Source organism: Streptomyces sp. NPDC088706 (genome assembly GCF_044752765.1).
GTDB lineage: Bacteria > Actinomycetota > Actinomycetes > Streptomycetales > Streptomycetaceae > Streptomyces.
The window spans coordinates 218,289-233,177 of sequence record NZ_JBIVLW010000002.1; the positions used below are offsets into that span (position 1 = coordinate 218,289).

The following is a 14,889-nucleotide window of genomic DNA, read 5'->3' on the forward strand; positions in this document are numbered from 1 at the left end:
CGAAGCCGCCCCCCTCGGCGGAGGGCCTCAGGACGGCAAGGACTCCCGGTGGCGGGTCAGGAACGAGGCCGCCGCCGGCACCCCACCCCGCCCGGCCTCCAGCACCCGTACCGCCCCCGCCACCATCCCCCGGAGGCGCGAGGACTGGACCCGGTCCAGCAGGTCCAGCACCTGGTGGCCCGTCGCCGCCGCCTCCTCCACCCGGCCCGCCCGCGCCAGGTCCCCCGTCAGCTGCGCCCGGTACAGCGCCAGGTTCCTGGTGAAGTGCGCGTCCTGGAGCGTCACCGCCCGCCGTCCGTGCCGCGCCGCCCGGGACCAGTCGCCCAGCGCCGACCAGCACTGCGCCTCCAGCAGCTCCAGCTCCGCCTCCCGGAAGAAGCTCATCCACTCCGGATCACCCCCGGCGGGCCCCCGCTCGAACGCCGCCCGGGCCCGCCCGATCGCCCGGTCGCACCCGGTACGGTCCCCGAGCCCCGCCCGGCCCCCCGCCTCCCGCAGCGCGAGCAGCGCCAGCAGCCGGGGCGAGCCCAGCGTGCGGGCCGCGCGCTGCCCGGCCTCGGCCGCCCGTACCGCCTCGCGCGGCCGTCCCGCGTCCCGTGCCAGGAACGAGGTGTTGCAGAACGCGTGCGCCTCAAGACCCGCGTCCCCCGCCAGCCGTGCCGTCGCCAGCGCCTCCGCGTAGTGCGAGCGCGCGTCGTCGAAGCGTCCCGAGTCATGGGCCAGCCACCCCACCGAGATGGCCAGCTCACCCGCGCCCGCGCGCAGCCGGTCCGCGGTGGCCCGCCGCGTGGTGGTCCCGGCGTCCAGCAGCTCGTACGCCGCCCGCAACGGCCGCGCCGCCTGCCGGTACAGCCCGTCCGCCCCGTGCCGGTCGTCCAGTACGCGGATCCGCCGTACCGCCTGCTCGACGGCGTCCACCTCGCTCTCACCGACCCGGCGCTGTGCGGGCAGGGAGATCCTGGCGGCGGATGCGGGCACCCCGCCCAGGCCCAGGGAAGCGGCGGCCACGGTGGCGGTGCCGCTCATCATGAACACGCGACGCAGCACGTCGCTCTCCTCGTCGGTGTGGTCGGTGTGGTCGGTGTCGCGGTGCAGCACGGCGGGCTGTGCCGGTGGGGTCGGCGACGGCTCGGACGACACCCGCGCCCCCCGCCCCCGAACGCTCTCGCGGTCCGAGAACCCCAGGTCGGCCAGGGAGGTCCCGGGGAACATATGCAGGAAGACCCGTTCGTAGGCGTAGTTGGGACAGCGGATCTCCCCGGACTCCACGCGTCCGATGTACCGGGCGTCGCACGCCACCTGCTCACCGATCTCCCGCGCCGCCCTGCGCACGGCCGCCGCGAACTCCCCTGCCGAGCGCTGTCCGCGCAGCTGACGGAAGACGAGATTGGGAACTGCCCCTGTCGACACCATGGCCGACCCCTCTCCGGTGCGAGCCGGGTTCTGCTTTCCGGTGTCCCGGCGGAGCAAGAACGTACCTGCTGTGACGGGGAACACACACAGTGTTTCGGTGCGTAACGGGACATCTCGCCCGTGATCCGCCATGAAGTGCCACCCTTTGCGGCGGTGTGGTCCCGTAGCCCTTGACGCTCTCGCGCCGTTGGTCCATGCGGAGACGGAGTGTGGCTCCGTTCGGCGATGAGAGGAGGGGTTCCCTTGCCGCACATCGGCACGGAGACCGGCTCACGGACGACCGCGACGAACCCGACGACGACCACGACCCCCACCACGGACCCCGCACCGGCGCCGGCACCCGCACCGGTGCCGGCGGACCAGTCCTGCGACCTGGTCACCGTCCCCGCCCGGCAGGGGCTGGAGGCCGTCGACATCCTCCGCCGCGGCCGGGACCACGAGGCCGTCGGACCGGTCCTGCACAACGGCGCCTGCGACACCCTCGGCTTCCTCGTCCCGCCGGGCACCGCCGACGCCTGGGACGTACCGGGCAGCGCCTGCACGCGGACGGACGGCCGGGGCCTGCGCATCCCCGCCGAGCCGCCCGCCGTCGGCTCCGGCTGGCTGCTCCCGCCCGCCGCGGACGCCCCCGTCACCGACCCCGCCGTACTCCGTGCCGCCCTCGCCCAGGCGGCCCGCCTGCTGAAGGCGGCCGACGGCTGCAACTGAGCCGTGTGCCACCGGGGCGCCCCGCGACTCCCGCCGCGCCCATAATGGGTGCACGGGCGGAACCCCGCCGCGGCCGGTATCCCGGGCCCCCACCAGCAAGGACCAGCGCACGTGGCACGTCGAGGAGCGCCGGCCGGAGGCAAGGGCAAGGGCAAGAAGGACCGCCCGAGCGGCAGGGTGGAGCGCGAACCCTTCTCCGGCCGTGTCGACAGCGGTCTCGCCGAGCTGATACCCGACCGGGAGCGCCCGGACGGCTGGACACTGCTGCTCGACGGCGCCCCGCAGTCCCACGTGGACCTCGGCGACCCCGCGTACCTCTCCTTCGCCTACCAGCGCAGGATCGGCCACATCATCGACCTCGCCGCGCCCCCGCTCCAGCCCCTGCACGTCCTGCACCTGGGCGGCGGCGCCTTCACCCTCGCCCGGTACGCCGCCGCCACCCGCCCCCGCTCCACCCAGCAGGTCGTGGAGGTCGACGCGGCCCTCGTCCAGCTCGTCCGCGACCGGCTCCCGCTGGACCCGCAGGCCCGGGTACGGGTCAGGGCGGTGGACGCCCGCGAAGGGCTCGGCAGGCTCCCGGACGGCTGGGCGGACCTGGTCATCGCGGACGTCTTCAGTGGGGCCCGCACCCCCGCCCACCTCACCTCCGCCGAGTTCCTGACCGAGGTGCGCCGGGTGCTGAAGCCCTCGGGCCAGTACGCCGCGAACCTCGCCGACGGCCCCCCGCTCGCCCATCTGCGCGGCCAGGTCGCCACCGCCGCCGCCGTCTTCCCCGAGCTGGCGCTCGCCGCCGACCCCGTGGTCTGGCGCGGCCGCCGCTTCGGCAACGCGGTCCTGCTCGCCTCCGCCCTGCCGCTCGCGGTCGCCGAGTTCACCCGCCGGGTGGCGAGCGACCCGCACCCCGGCCGGGTCGAACACGGACGGGCGCTCACGGACTTCACCGGTGGCGCGGCCGTCGTCACCGACGCGGCGGCCAAGGCGTCACCGGCGCCCCCGCCGTCCGTCTTCGAGAACTCCTGAACGAAGGGCTACGGACTCCTGGACGAGGGCGACGAACTCCTGGACGAAGGCTACGGACCCTTGGACGAAGGCTACGGACCCCTGGACGAAGGCTACGAACTCCTGCACGAAGGCTACGGACCCCTGGACGAAGGCTACGGTTCGACGACCTGCACCGTCGGCGGCGTCCCGTTCCAGGTGCAGAACACCGAGTACGTCTTCCCGTTCGCCCCGCCCCCGTCGCCGAAGTCGACCCGGATCCAGGCGTCGTTCGTCCACACCTGCATCGACCAGCCCGGCTCCGGTGTCGCCGAGACCAGCTTGGCCGAGCTCTTCCCCAGCTCGAACACGACCCGGCCGCCGTCGGTGCGGTACCCCTTCACCCCGCCGGAGTTCGCGGCCGCCCCGGCGGAGGCGGGCGGCTTCGCCGGGGCGCTCGACGGCGTACGGGAAGGGCGAACGGCCGACGGTGAAGGGCTCACGCCGCGGCTGCGCACCGAAGGGGTGGGCGACGGCGAGACGCGGTACGTCGAGGAGGCGAGCGGCTCATCGGTGGACTGCGCGATCCGCTTCGGCGTCCCCGCACCCGCCGAGACCGGCATGGCCCGGGGCGGGTCGTACGCCGTCCCGGTCATGACCGAGTGCACGCCCCACCACGACAGCGTGACCGCCGCGCCGGTGGCGAGCGACCACGCGAGCGCGTGTACGAGTCCTCGTTGCATCCGGCACATCCTGCACCACCCGGGCCTGGACTGTCCCCCTCCGGTACCTCCCGTTCCGGCCTTCGCGGAGGTTTCCGGCGGCGGCGGGACCGGTGTCGGCGCCATGGCGTACGGTGCCGCCCATGGCAAATGTGCTCGTGGTCGAGGACGACCAGTTCGTACGTTCCGCCCTCATCCGGCACCTCAGGGAGGCCTCCCACACGGTACGGAGTGTGGGTACCGCGCTCGAAGCGCTCCGCGAGGTCGCGCACTTCCGCTTCGACGTGGTCATCCTCGACCTCGGACTGCCCGACCTGGACGGCGCCGAGGCGCTCAAGATGCTGCGGTCCATCACCGACGTGCCGGTGATCATCGCCACCGCCCGGGACGACGAGAGCGAGATCGTCCGGCTGCTCAACGACGGCGCCGACGATTACCTGACAAAACCTTTCTCCGTCGAGCACCTCTCCGCCCGCATGGCCGCCGTACTGCGCCGCTCACGCGCGGCCGGCGGCCAGGCCCCGCCGCCCCGGGTCATCCGCGTCGGCGGGCTCGCCATCGACCCGCTGCGCCGCCGCGCCGAACTGGACGGCTCCGAACTCGACCTGACCCGGCGAGAGTTCGACCTGCTGACCTTCCTCGCCGGACGCCCCGGGGTGGTCGTCGCCCGCAAGGAGCTGCTGGCCGAGGTGTGGCAGCAGTCCTACGGCGACGACCAGACCATCGACGTCCACCTGTCCTGGCTGCGCCGCAAGCTCGGTGAGACCGCCGCCCGGCCGCGCTATCTGCACACCCTGCGCGGCGTCGGCGTCAAGCTCCAGCCGCCCGCCGACGCTCCGGCCACGGAGCCGCCCGCATGAGGTGGGCGCTGGTCAAGGTGTGTCTGGCGGTCACCGCGATGGTCGTCATCGCCTTCGCCGTACCGCTCGGGCTCGTCATCCGGGAGATGGCCGGCGACCGGGCCTTCTCCGACGCGGAGCGCCAGGCCGCGATGATCGCCCCGGCGCTCTCCATCACCACCGACCGCGAGGAGCTGACCCGGGCCGTCCTCTCCACCGAACCGGGCGACCGGGGGCGGCTCGCCGTCCACGTCCCCGCCCAGCGACAGGCGGCGGGCAAGGCCCTGGACATCGGCACCCGGCGTGCGACGCCCAAGGACGTGGCGACCGTACGCAAGGCCGGGCGCGCCTCCATCGCCGAGGTCACCGGCGGCTTCGCCCTCCTCCAGCCCACCGCGCTCAGCAGCGGCGACATCGCCGTCGTGGAGGTCTTCGTCCCCGAGGGCGAGGTCTCCAACGGGGTCGCCACCGCCTGGCTGATCCTGGCCGGGGTCGGCGTCGCCCTGATCGTCGGCTCGGTGGCGGTCGCGGACCGGCTCGGCGTACGGATGGTCCAGCCCGCCCAGCGCCTCGCGGGCGCCGCCCACGACCTGGGGGAGGGGTGGCTCTCCACCCGGGTCCCGGAAGAGGGCCCCACCGAACTGCGCTCCGCCGCCGTCGCGTTCAACTCCATGGCCGACCAGGTCGTCCAGCTCCTGGCCAACGAGCGCGAGCTGGCCGCCGACCTCTCGCACCGGCTGCGCACCCCGCTCACCGTGCTCCGGCTGAACGCCGCCTCCCTCGGCGAGGGCCCGGCGGCCGACCAGACCCGGGCGGCGGTCGAGCAGCTGGAGCACGAGGTGGACACCATCATCCGGACCGCCCGCGAACAGCGCCCGCAGACCCAGGGCGGCCGGGCCGGCGCCGGAGCCGGGTGCGACGCCTCCGAGGTGATCTTGGAACGCATGGGGTTCTGGTCGGCGCTGGCGGAGGACGAGGGGCGCGAGGTGCGGCTCGCGGGAGTGGACCGTACGGTACGCATCCCCGTCGCCCGCCCCGAACTGGCCGCCGCCCTGGACGCGTTGCTCGGCAACGTCTTCCGCCACACCCCCGAGGGCACCGCCTTCGCCGTCGACGTCCACCACAGCGGCGACGCGGTGATCGTCCTCGTCTCCGACGCGGGCCCCGGGATCGCCGACCCGGAGGCGGCCCTCGCCCGGGGAACCAGCGGGGGCGGCACCAGGGCGGGCGCGGTCGGCTCCACCGGGCTCGGCCTGGACATCGTGCGCCGGGTCGCCGAGTCCACCGGCGGTGACCTGCGCATCGGCCGGTCCGTGCTCGGCGGCACCGAGGTCCGGATCTGGATCGGCCTGCACGGCAGCCGCCCCGAGCACGGGCGGCGCGGACACCGCCGCCGGGTGGGCCGGCAGCGGGGCAGGGAGCCCCGGGCCACGGCCGGTCCCGGACCGGATCATTAACCCGCCCCCACGCGTTCCTTAAGCGCGCCCTAAGAACATCGACTCCGGTCCGCAACGCCCGCTTTGCCCGTTCCGCTGCCGCTAGCGTGCTCTCGGCACCCCCCGGGGAAATCCCCAGTTCGCAGAGGCAGGCAGGGCACGTTGATGGGTTCCAGTACGCACCGCCGCACGACGAGCACCCGTACCAAGGCGGTCGGTACGGTCGTCGCCGCGGCGGTCATCGGCGGGGCGGTCTTCGCCCTGACCGGTACGGCGCAGGCGGCCGCGATCGGGGCGGCGTACACCCGGACCAGCGACTGGACCGGCGGCTACACGGGCCAGTACGTCGTCACCAACGGGACCGGCAAGGTCCTCACCGACTGGACCCTCCGGTTCGAGCTCCCGGCCGGCACGAAGATCGGTTCGCTCTGGAACGGCGAGCACACGGTGAAGGGCAACCGCGTCACCGTGAAGCCCGCGAGCTGGGACAAGGAGCTGGCCCCCGGGAAATCCGTGACGGTCGGCTTCGTCACCTCGGCCACCGGCACCGCGGGCGACCCGGCCTCCTGCCTCATCGACGACATCGCCTGCTCCGTGGACGGCGGTCCGGCTCCCACCCCCAGCGGCCGCCCCACGAACTCCCCCACGACCGCACCCACCCCCTCCGCCTCTCCCACCGCGACCGCGTCCCCCAGCGCGACCGCACCGACCCCCACGCCGACCCCCACCGCCACCGGTCGCCCCGGTGGCGGCGGGGAGACCGGCGGCCGGTTCGCCCCCTACATCGACACCTCGCTCCACCCCGCCTACGACCTCCTCGACACCGCCGCCAGGACCGGCGTGAAGGAGTTCCATCTCGCCTTCATCACCTCCGGCGGCGGCTGCGCCCCGCTCTGGGGCGGAGTCACCGGACTCGGCGACGACAAGCTGGCCGCGCAGATCGGCGCGCTGCGGGGCAAGGGCGGCGACGTCCGGGTCTCCTTCGGTGGCGCCGCCGGTGCCGAACTGGCCCGGAACTGCTCCTCCGCCGCCGATCTCGCCGCCGCCTACGGCAAGGTCGTCGACGCCTACCGGCTCACCAAGGTCGACTTCGACATCGAGGGCGCGGCCCTGCCCGACACGGCCGCCAACGCCCGCCGCGCCCAGGCCATCGCCCGGCTCCAGAAGAAGCACCCGGACCTGGACGTGGCCTTCACCCTGCCCGCCATGCCCGAGGGGCTGACCCGCCCGGGCGTCGACCTGCTGGCCGACGCCAGGAAGAACGGCGTCCGGATCGACGCGGTCAACATCATGGCGATGGACTACGGGCCCGCGTACAGCGACGACATGGGCGCGTACGCCATCCAGGCGGCGACCGCCACGCAGGCCCAGCTCAAGGGCGTCCTCGGGCTCTCCGACACCGCCGCGTGGAAGACCGTCGCGGTGACCCCGATGATCGGTGTGAACGACGTCGTCACCGAGGTCTTCACGGTCGAGGACGCCACCCAGGTGGTGAAGTTCGCCCAGGAGAAGGGCATCGGCCGCCTCGCGATGTGGTCCGGCACCCGGGACAAGGCGTGCCCGGGCGAACCCAAGCCGGCCGCCGACGCCACGTGCAGCTCGATCGCGCAGGAGCCGCTGGCCTTCACGAAGGCGTTCGCGGCCTTCGGATAGCCCTCTTCGACCACCCCGCGCCCCCCACGCGCGCGCCCCGGCCGGGCCACCCCGCCTCCGGCCGGGGCGTGCCCGCTTTCCGCGCCCGAGAAGATGCCCTCAAGCGCCGGACGGGCCGGAGGTGCCACCCGCCCGCCACTCCTCCGCGTACTCGTCGAAGATCGCCCGCAGATGGTGCCCGATCTTCAGGTAGTCCAGATCGTCCAGATTGGCCAGCGACACCCGTACCGACCACTCCGGACCGTCGAAGCCGCCCCCGTTCAGCAGGACCACCGAGGTCTGCTCGGCCAGCCGGAACAGCGGGTCCACCGGCTCCTGGGCACCCGGCGGAACGTTCCCGAACGTCGGGTACTTCCCGCGGATCCAGCCGAAGACCGGTCCGCCCCCCTTCACCTCTCGACGGATGGCCGGGGCCGGTGCCCCCGCGTGAGGCGCCGGACATCCTTCGGCAACGGAATCGTCTTCGACTCTTGACACCCACCCCCTTGAGGCAGGAACCTTCCGGCATCGGCGTATGGGAGCGCTCCCACGACGACGGGGAGGGGATCCCGCGCGCTCCCGTCCGCAGGACTTCCCGCCCGTAGGACTTCCCGCCCGTAGGACTTCCCGCCCGTAGGACTCCCCGCCCGTAGGACTTCCCGTCCTTTCCGAAGGACTTCCCCGCAACAAGGAGCAGTGGAATGCGCATCACCCGCAGCGTCGCCGGTCGACGCCGGAGAACCGCGATCGTGGCCACCACGGGCCTGACGGTCACCGCCCTGCTGCTCACCGGCTGCGGCGGCTCGTCCGACTCCGGCAGCAAGGGCCCCGACGCCGACGGCAACATCACGCTGACCGTGGCCGACTTCGGCCAGTTCGGGTACAAGGAGGCCGGGCTCTTCGAGAAGTACCACAAGCTGAACCCGAAGATCACGGTCGAGGAGGACACCACCGCCGAGGAGAAGAACTACTACCCCAAGCTGCTCCAGCAGCTGAACTCGGGCAGTGGCCTCGCGGACGTCCACGGCATCGAGGTCGGCCGGATCAAGGAGATCGTCGACACCAAGGCGGACTCCTTCGCCGACCTCTCCCGGGTGATCGACGTCGACGAGTGGGGCTCCTGGAAGGCCAAGCAGGCCACCGCCCCCAGCGGTGCGGTGATCGGCGCGGGCACCGACATCGGCCCCATGTCGCTCTGCTACAACCGCGAGCTGTTCGAGAAGGCCGGCCTGCCCACCGACCGCGCCGAGGTCGCCAAGCGCACGGCCGGCGGCTGGGAGGACTTCCTGGCGCTCGGCGAGGAGTACAAGAAGAAGGCGCCCAAGGGCACGTACTTCATGGACTCCGCGAGCGCCATGTTCAACGCGGTCGTCAGCTCCAGCCCCGAGCAGTACTACGACGCGAGCGGCAAGCCGGTCTACAAGGAGAGCGCCAGCGTCAAGAAGGGCTGGGACCTCGCCGCCGAGGCCGCGTCCAAGAAGCTGACGCAGGGCCTGGCCCAGTTCGAGGACCAGTGGCAGGCGGCCCTGCGCAAGAGCACCGTAGCCACCGTCGTCTGCCCCGCCTGGATGGCCGGCCAGATCTCCACGTACGCCGGTGACGCCAACAAGGGCAAGTGGGACATCACCAGCGCCCCCGGCGCCACCGCCGCCAACTGGGGCGGCTCGTTCCTCGCCGTACCGAAGTCGGGGAAGAACGTCGAGGAGGCCGCCAAGCTCGTCAAGTGGCTGACCGCCCCCGAGCAGCAGGCCGCCGTCTTCAAGGCGATCGGGGTGTTCCCGTCCAACCAGGGCGCCTACGAGCTGCCCGACGTGAAGAGCGCCACCCTGCCGTACTTCAACAACGCGCCCATCGGCCAGATCTACGCGGACGGGGCGAAGTCCATCCCCGAGGCGGTGCTCGGCCCGAAGGACGGCGTGATCAAGGACTCGATCTCCACGCAGATCAACAACATGGAGCAGCGCGGCACGAAGCCGGACGCGGCCTGGGACGTCGCGGTCCGGACGATCGACAAGGCGATCGGCTGAGCTGAACGGGTCCCGGGCCGGGGCGGGCGGGTGACTCCGGGCGTGCCCGCCCCGGCCGGTCCCTGCCGCACCCGCCCGCCCCGGCCGGTCCCTGCCGCACCCGCCCGCCCCGGCCGGTCCCTGCCGCATCCGCCCGCCCCGGCCGGTCCCTGCCGCATCCGCCCGCCCCGGCCGGTCCCTGCCGCACCCGCCCGCCCCGGCCGGTCCCTGCCGCACCCGCCCGCCCCGGCCGGCCATGCGCCCGTACCGCCGCCCGATCACCCAGCCGCCCGCCCGACGCCCCCAGGGAAGGACTCCCGCCCGTGGCAACCTCGACCCCCACCCGGGACACGTACATCCCGCCGCCCCGCGAACCGCAGAAGGAACCACCGTCCGAGCGGCGGCAGTTGTGGCGCAGCCGGCTGTGGCGGTTCGACGACAAGGCGTCCCCGTACGCGTACATCGCGCCGTTCTTCCTGGTCTTCGGCGCCTTCGGCCTCTACCCGCTCCTCTACACCGGCTGGATCGCCCTGCATCGGGTGGAGATGACCGGCCTGGACACCATGGAGTGGGTGGGCTGGGAGAACTTCGACAAGATCCTGCACGACCCGGAGTTCTGGACCTCGGTCAGCAACACCTTCCTGATCGGCGTGATCTCCACCGTCCCGCAGCTCCTGGTGGCCCTCGGCCTCGCGCATCTGCTCAACTACCGCCTGCGCGCCAGCACGTTCTGGCGGACGATCATCCTCACGCCGTACGCGACCTCCGTCGCCTCCGCCGCCCTCGTCTTCGCGCTGGTCTTCCGGGCGGACGGCGGACTGCTCAACTGGACGCTCAGCCTGGTCGGCTTCGACCCCGTCAACTGGGCCAACGGGCACTGGACGTCGAAGCTCGCCATCTCCGTCATCGTGATCTGGCGCTGGACCGGCTACAACGCGCTGATCTACCTGGCGGCGATGCAGGCGGTACCCGACGACCTCTACGAAGCGGCCTCGTTGGACGGCGCGTCACGCTGGCAGCAGTTCCGCAAGGTGACCATCCCTTCGCTGCGACCGACGATCCTCTTCACGATCGTCATCTCGACGATCGGCTCCATGCAGCTGTTCGGTGAGCCGCTGCTGCTGGAAGGTGGCGCGCTCGGCGCCACCGGCGGCAACGAGAACCAGTACGAGACGCTCAGCATCTACCTCTACAACTACGGCTGGAACCTCGGCCATCTCGGCCCGGCCGCCGCCGTGGCGTGGGCGATGCTCGCGCTCCTGCTCCTCATCGCCGGCGCCAACTGGCTCATCGGCCGCTACGTCCGCACCTCCGATTCCGCGGTCCGACCGGGAGCGACGCCATGACCATGACCAGCCCCACCCCCACCGCCCCCGCGCGGCTCGCACCGGCCCCGAAGGCCGGCGCCCCGCAGCGCCCCGGCCGCTTCAGGATGGGCGCCGGCCAGCAGCTGAAGGGCGGCCCGTTCGCGTACATCGCGCTCGCCGTCGTCGGCTTCGGCTCGCTGCTCCCGTTGTACTGGACCCTGGTGGCGGCCTCCCGCACCCAGGACGAGGTCCTCGCCTCCACCCCGCCGTTCCTGCCGGGCGGCAGGCTGGTGGAGAACCTCCAGACGGCCTGGGAGCAGGCCAACCTCGGCAAGGCGATCCTCAACAGCGTCATCGTCTCGTCGTCCATCACGGCCGCGACGCTCTTCTTCTGCACGCTCGCCGGGTACGCGTTCGCCAAGATGCGCTTCCGGGGCCGGGGCTGGCTGATGACCGCCGTCATCGCCACGCTCACGATCCCGCCGCAGCTCAGCGTGGTCCCGCTCTTCATGATGATGTCCGGCCTGGGCTGGGGCGGGCAGCTCGAATCGGTGATCTTCCCGACGCTGGTGAGCGCGTTCGGCGTGTTCTTCATGCGCCAGTACCTGATCGAGGCGCTGCCGTACGAGCTCGTCGAGGCGGCCAAGATCGACGGGGCGAACAACTTCCGCATCGTGGTGAGCGTGGTGCTGCCGGTGGCCCGCCCCGCGATGATGGTGCTCGGGATGCTCACCTTCGTCCAGGCGTGGAACGACTTCTTCTGGCCCTACCTCGCCCTCAACCAGCAGAACCCGACCCTTCAGGTGGCCCTCGGCCAGCTCAGCGCCTCGTACACCCCCGACCAGTCCATCGTCATGGCGGGCGCGCTGATCAGCACGCTGCCGCTGCTGGCGGTGTTCGTGGTCTTCGGCAAGAAGATCGTGGGCGGGATCATGTCGGGCGCGGTCAAGGGCTGACCGCGCGAGCAGCTTGCCGGCCACCGCTCCACGCACCCCCCGCAGCGGAATCCGCTCGGCGGCCGGCGCGGCCATGCCTCTCCGGGCCGGGTGCGGCCGGAACCGGGCCGCACCCTCCCTCTCCTTCTCCGCCTTTCCCCTACCCCTCTCTGGGAGCGCTCCCACATGACACTCGTACGATCCGACACCGCCCCGCAGCAGGCCCCCACGGCCCCCGCGCCCTTCCCGACGGGCTTCGTCTGGGGCGCCGCCACGGCCGCGTACCAGGTGGAGGGCGCGGCCACCGAGAACGGCCGCACCCCCTCCATCTGGGACACCTTCAGCCACACCCCCGGCAAGGTCCTGAACGGCGACACCGGAGACGTGGCCGCCGACCACGTCCACCGCTACCGGGACGACGTGGCCCTGATGAAGCGGCTCGGCCTCAAGGCGTACCGCTTCTCCGTCTCCTGGTCCCGCGTCCAGCCCACCGGCCGGGGCCCCGCCGTCGAACGCGGCCTGGACTTCTACCGCTCGCTCGTCGACGAGCTGCTGGCGGCCGGCATCACGCCCGTCGCCACGCTCTACCACTGGGACCTGCCCCAGGAGCTGGAGGACTTGGGCGGCTGGCCCGAGCGCGCGACGGCTGAACGGTTCGCCGACTACGCGGCCATCATGGCCCGTGCGCTCGGTGACCGAGTCGGGCTGTGGACGACGCTGAACGAGCCCTGGTGCTCGGCCTTCCTCGGTTACGGTTCCGGGGTCCACGCCCCCGGCCGCACCGAACCGGCCGCCGCGCTGCGGGCCGCCCACCACCTCAACCTGGCGCACGGCCGGGCGACCGAGGCGCTGCGCGCCAACCTCCCCGCCACCACGCAGACCTCGGTCACCCTCAACCTCCACCAGGTGCGCCCGCTGACCGGCAGCGAGGCGGACGCGGACGCGGCGCGCCGGATCGACGCGGTGGGCAACCGGATCTTCACGGGCCCGATGCTGCGGGGCGCGTACCCGGCGGACCTGCTGACCGACACCGAACGCATCGTGAACTGGCGGGAGTTGGTCCGCGATGGAGACCTCGCGGCCATCGCCGCTCCGATCGACGTGCTCGGCGTCAACTACTACACGCCCACGATCGTCTCCACGCCCGCCGACGGCGCCGGCGGAGACACCCGCAACGACGGCCACGGCAGCAGCGACCACTCACCGTGGCCCGGCTCGGAGCACGTCGCCTTCCACCTCGCCGAAGGCAAGCCGCGCACGGCCATGAACTGGTCGGTCGACCCGAACGGCCTGTACGCCCTCCTGATGGACGTGGCCCGCGAGAACCCGGGCCTGCCGCTGATGGTCACCGAGAACGGCGCGGCCTTCGAGGACGTCCCGGACGCCGACGGCCAGGTCCACGACCCGGAGCGGATCGCCTACCTGCACGGGCACCTGGCCGCCGTACAGCGGGCGGTGGCCGACGGGGCCGACGTGCGCGGCTACTTCCTCTGGTCGCTGATGGACAACTTCGAGTGGGGATACGGCTACGCGAAGCGGTTCGGCGCGGTCCACATCGACTACGAGACCCAGCTCCGCACCCCGAAGGCGAGCGCGCACTGGTACAGCGAGGTGATCGCCCGCCACGGACTGCCGCCGGAGGCGTGACGCTTTGAGCGCTATGGGCCCCGGTGGCGGCATACCGGGGCCCATGCCTTCATCCGGCCTTGGGAGCGCTCCCAATACACTGTTCGTACGCTCGTCGGAGTGATCGATCCAGGACTTGGATTGACCGTACGGCTGTGAGAAATTGACCGGGAACGGGGAGGCAGCCATGGCGGCAGCGCGGGTACGGAACGGCGGGCGGCCCACGCTCGAAGAGGTCGCGGCCCGGGCCGGAGTCGGCCGCGGTACCGCCTCCCGGGTCATCAACGGCTCGCCCCGGGTCAGCGAGGCGACCCGCACGGCGGTCGAGACGGCCGTCGCCGAGCTGGGCTACGTCCCCAACCGCGCCGCCCGCGCCCTGGCCGGCAACCGCACCGACGCCATCGCGCTCGTGGTGCCGGAGCCGGAGACCCGCTTCTTCGCCGAACCGTACTTCTCCGCCATAGTGCGTGGCGTGGGAGCGGCCCTCGCCGACACCGAGATGCAGCTGCTCCTCACCCTCGCGGGCAACGACCGCGAGCGCCGCCGGCTCGCGCAGTACCTGACCGCGCACCGGGTCGACGGGGTCCTGCTGGTGGCGGTGCACGCGGACGACCCGCTGCCGGAGCTGCTGGAACAGCTCGGCATGCCCTGCGTGATCAGCGGCGCCCGGCACGCGTCCGAACCGCTGGCCTCGGTCGACTCGGACAACTTCGAGGGCGCGCGGGCCGCCGTGGACCATCTGATCTCCCGAGGCCGCCGCTCGGTCGCCACGATCACCGGCCGCCTGGAGGTCTACGGTGCCCAGCGCCGCCTGGACGGCTACCGCGCCGCCCTCGCCGCCGCGGGCCTGCCCCCGGACGAGCGCCTGATCGCCCCCGCCGACTTCACCGAGGAGGGCGGCGCGCGGGCGATGCGCGAACTCCTGGCCCGCCGCCCCGACCTGGACGCGGTCTTCGCCGCCTCCGACGTGATGGCGGCCGGCGCCCGCCAGGTCCTCCGCGAGGCGGACCGCCGCATCCCCGAGGACGTGGCCCTGATCGGCTTCGACGACTCGGTGGTCGCCCGCCACATGCACCCGGCCCTCACCAGCGTCCGCCAGCCGATCGAGGAGATGGGCCGCCGGATGGCCGAGCTGCTCCTGGAGGAGATCGCGGGGCGGGTGGGGGAGGAGAGACCTGCGGTGGTGCTTCCGACGGAGCTGGTGGTACGGGACTCGTCGTGAAGGCGCTGGGGCGGTCTGTCCGGCGGTTGTCCTTGCTGAGGTACAGGTCTGAAAGCATGTGCTCA

General features: G+C 72.7%; 12 protein-coding genes and 1 pseudogene. 10 read left to right on the forward strand and 3 right to left on the reverse strand.

Translation table 11 applies throughout. From position 1 onward, the window contains the following. Positions 1-27 precede the first annotated feature (27 nt). The gene (locus ACIQAK_RS06585) at positions 28-1,413 is read right to left on the reverse strand and encodes a tetratricopeptide repeat protein (RefSeq protein ID WP_366387188.1); all 1,386 of its coding nucleotides are present in this window, start codon (positions 1,411-1,413) and stop codon (positions 28-30) included. 243 nt (positions 1,414-1,656) lie between these two features. Between ACIQAK_RS06585 and ACIQAK_RS06590 the strand changes: the two genes are divergently transcribed. Next, positions 1,657-2,121, forward strand: a complete 465-nt coding sequence (locus tag ACIQAK_RS06590; RefSeq protein ID WP_366387189.1) for a hypothetical protein — start codon at positions 1,657-1,659, stop codon at positions 2,119-2,121. Between the two features lie 111 nt (positions 2,122-2,232). Next, positions 2,233-3,141: a fused MFS/spermidine synthase gene (locus ACIQAK_RS06595; RefSeq protein ID WP_366387190.1), complete on the forward strand. Its 909-nt coding sequence runs from the start codon at positions 2,233-2,235 to the stop codon at positions 3,139-3,141. A gap of 134 nt (positions 3,142-3,275) precedes the next feature. Here the strand turns inward: ACIQAK_RS06595 and ACIQAK_RS06600 are convergent, their stop codons facing one another. Beyond that, the gene (locus tag ACIQAK_RS06600) at positions 3,276-3,842 is read right to left on the reverse strand and encodes a hypothetical protein (protein ID WP_366387191.1); all 567 of its coding nucleotides are present in this window, start codon (positions 3,840-3,842) and stop codon (positions 3,276-3,278) included. A 122-nt stretch (positions 3,843-3,964) separates the two neighbouring features. Between ACIQAK_RS06600 and ACIQAK_RS06605 the strand changes: the two genes are divergently transcribed. From ACIQAK_RS06605 to ACIQAK_RS06615, 3 genes are all read left to right on the forward strand, one after another. Further along, positions 3,965-4,681 (forward strand): response regulator transcription factor, encoded by a 717-nt coding sequence (locus ACIQAK_RS06605; RefSeq protein WP_366387192.1) that lies wholly within the window; start codon positions 3,965-3,967, stop codon positions 4,679-4,681. Beyond that, positions 4,678-6,117 carry a HAMP domain-containing sensor histidine kinase gene (locus tag ACIQAK_RS06610; RefSeq protein ID WP_366387193.1) on the forward strand — a complete coding sequence of 480 codons (1,440 nt, stop codon included), beginning with the start codon at positions 4,678-4,680 and terminating at the stop codon, positions 6,115-6,117. Before ACIQAK_RS06605 ends, ACIQAK_RS06610 begins: the two co-directional genes overlap by 4 nt. A 144-nt stretch (positions 6,118-6,261) precedes the next feature. Then, positions 6,262-7,749: a cellulose binding domain-containing protein gene (locus ACIQAK_RS06615; protein WP_366387194.1), complete on the forward strand. Its 1,488-nt coding sequence runs from the start codon at positions 6,262-6,264 to the stop codon at positions 7,747-7,749. Between the two features lie 99 nt (positions 7,750-7,848). Here the strand turns inward: ACIQAK_RS06615 and ACIQAK_RS06620 are convergent. Further along, positions 7,849-8,064, reverse strand: a pseudogene (locus ACIQAK_RS06620) (aspartate 4-decarboxylase); the annotation flags it as partial. A gap of 365 nt (positions 8,065-8,429) precedes the next feature. On the opposite strand from ACIQAK_RS06620, the gene ACIQAK_RS06625 reads away from it, so the two are divergent. The 5 genes from ACIQAK_RS06625 (at position 8,430) to ACIQAK_RS06645 (ending at position 14,824) form a co-directional block, all read left to right on the forward strand. Further along, complete coding sequence (locus ACIQAK_RS06625) at positions 8,430-9,755, forward strand: extracellular solute-binding protein (protein ID WP_366387195.1); 1,326 nt, start codon at positions 8,430-8,432, stop codon at positions 9,753-9,755. Between the two features lie 302 nt (positions 9,756-10,057). Next, a complete protein-coding gene (locus tag ACIQAK_RS06630; RefSeq protein WP_366387196.1) occupies positions 10,058-11,080 on the forward strand; it encodes a sugar ABC transporter permease in 1,023 nt (340 codons plus the stop codon). Beyond that, positions 11,077-11,997, forward strand: a complete 921-nt coding sequence (locus ACIQAK_RS06635) for a carbohydrate ABC transporter permease (RefSeq protein WP_366387197.1) — start codon at positions 11,077-11,079, stop codon at positions 11,995-11,997. Before ACIQAK_RS06630 ends, ACIQAK_RS06635 begins: the two co-directional genes overlap by 4 nt. 165 nt (positions 11,998-12,162) lie before the next feature. Further along, positions 12,163-13,623 (forward strand): family 1 glycosylhydrolase, encoded by a 1,461-nt coding sequence (locus ACIQAK_RS06640; RefSeq protein WP_366387198.1) that lies wholly within the window; start codon positions 12,163-12,165, stop codon positions 13,621-13,623. Between the two features lie 166 nt (positions 13,624-13,789). Next, entirely contained in the window at positions 13,790-14,824 is a 1,035-nt protein-coding gene (locus ACIQAK_RS06645; protein ID WP_366387199.1) for a LacI family DNA-binding transcriptional regulator, read from the forward strand. The last annotated feature ends 65 nt before the right edge of the window (positions 14,825-14,889 follow it).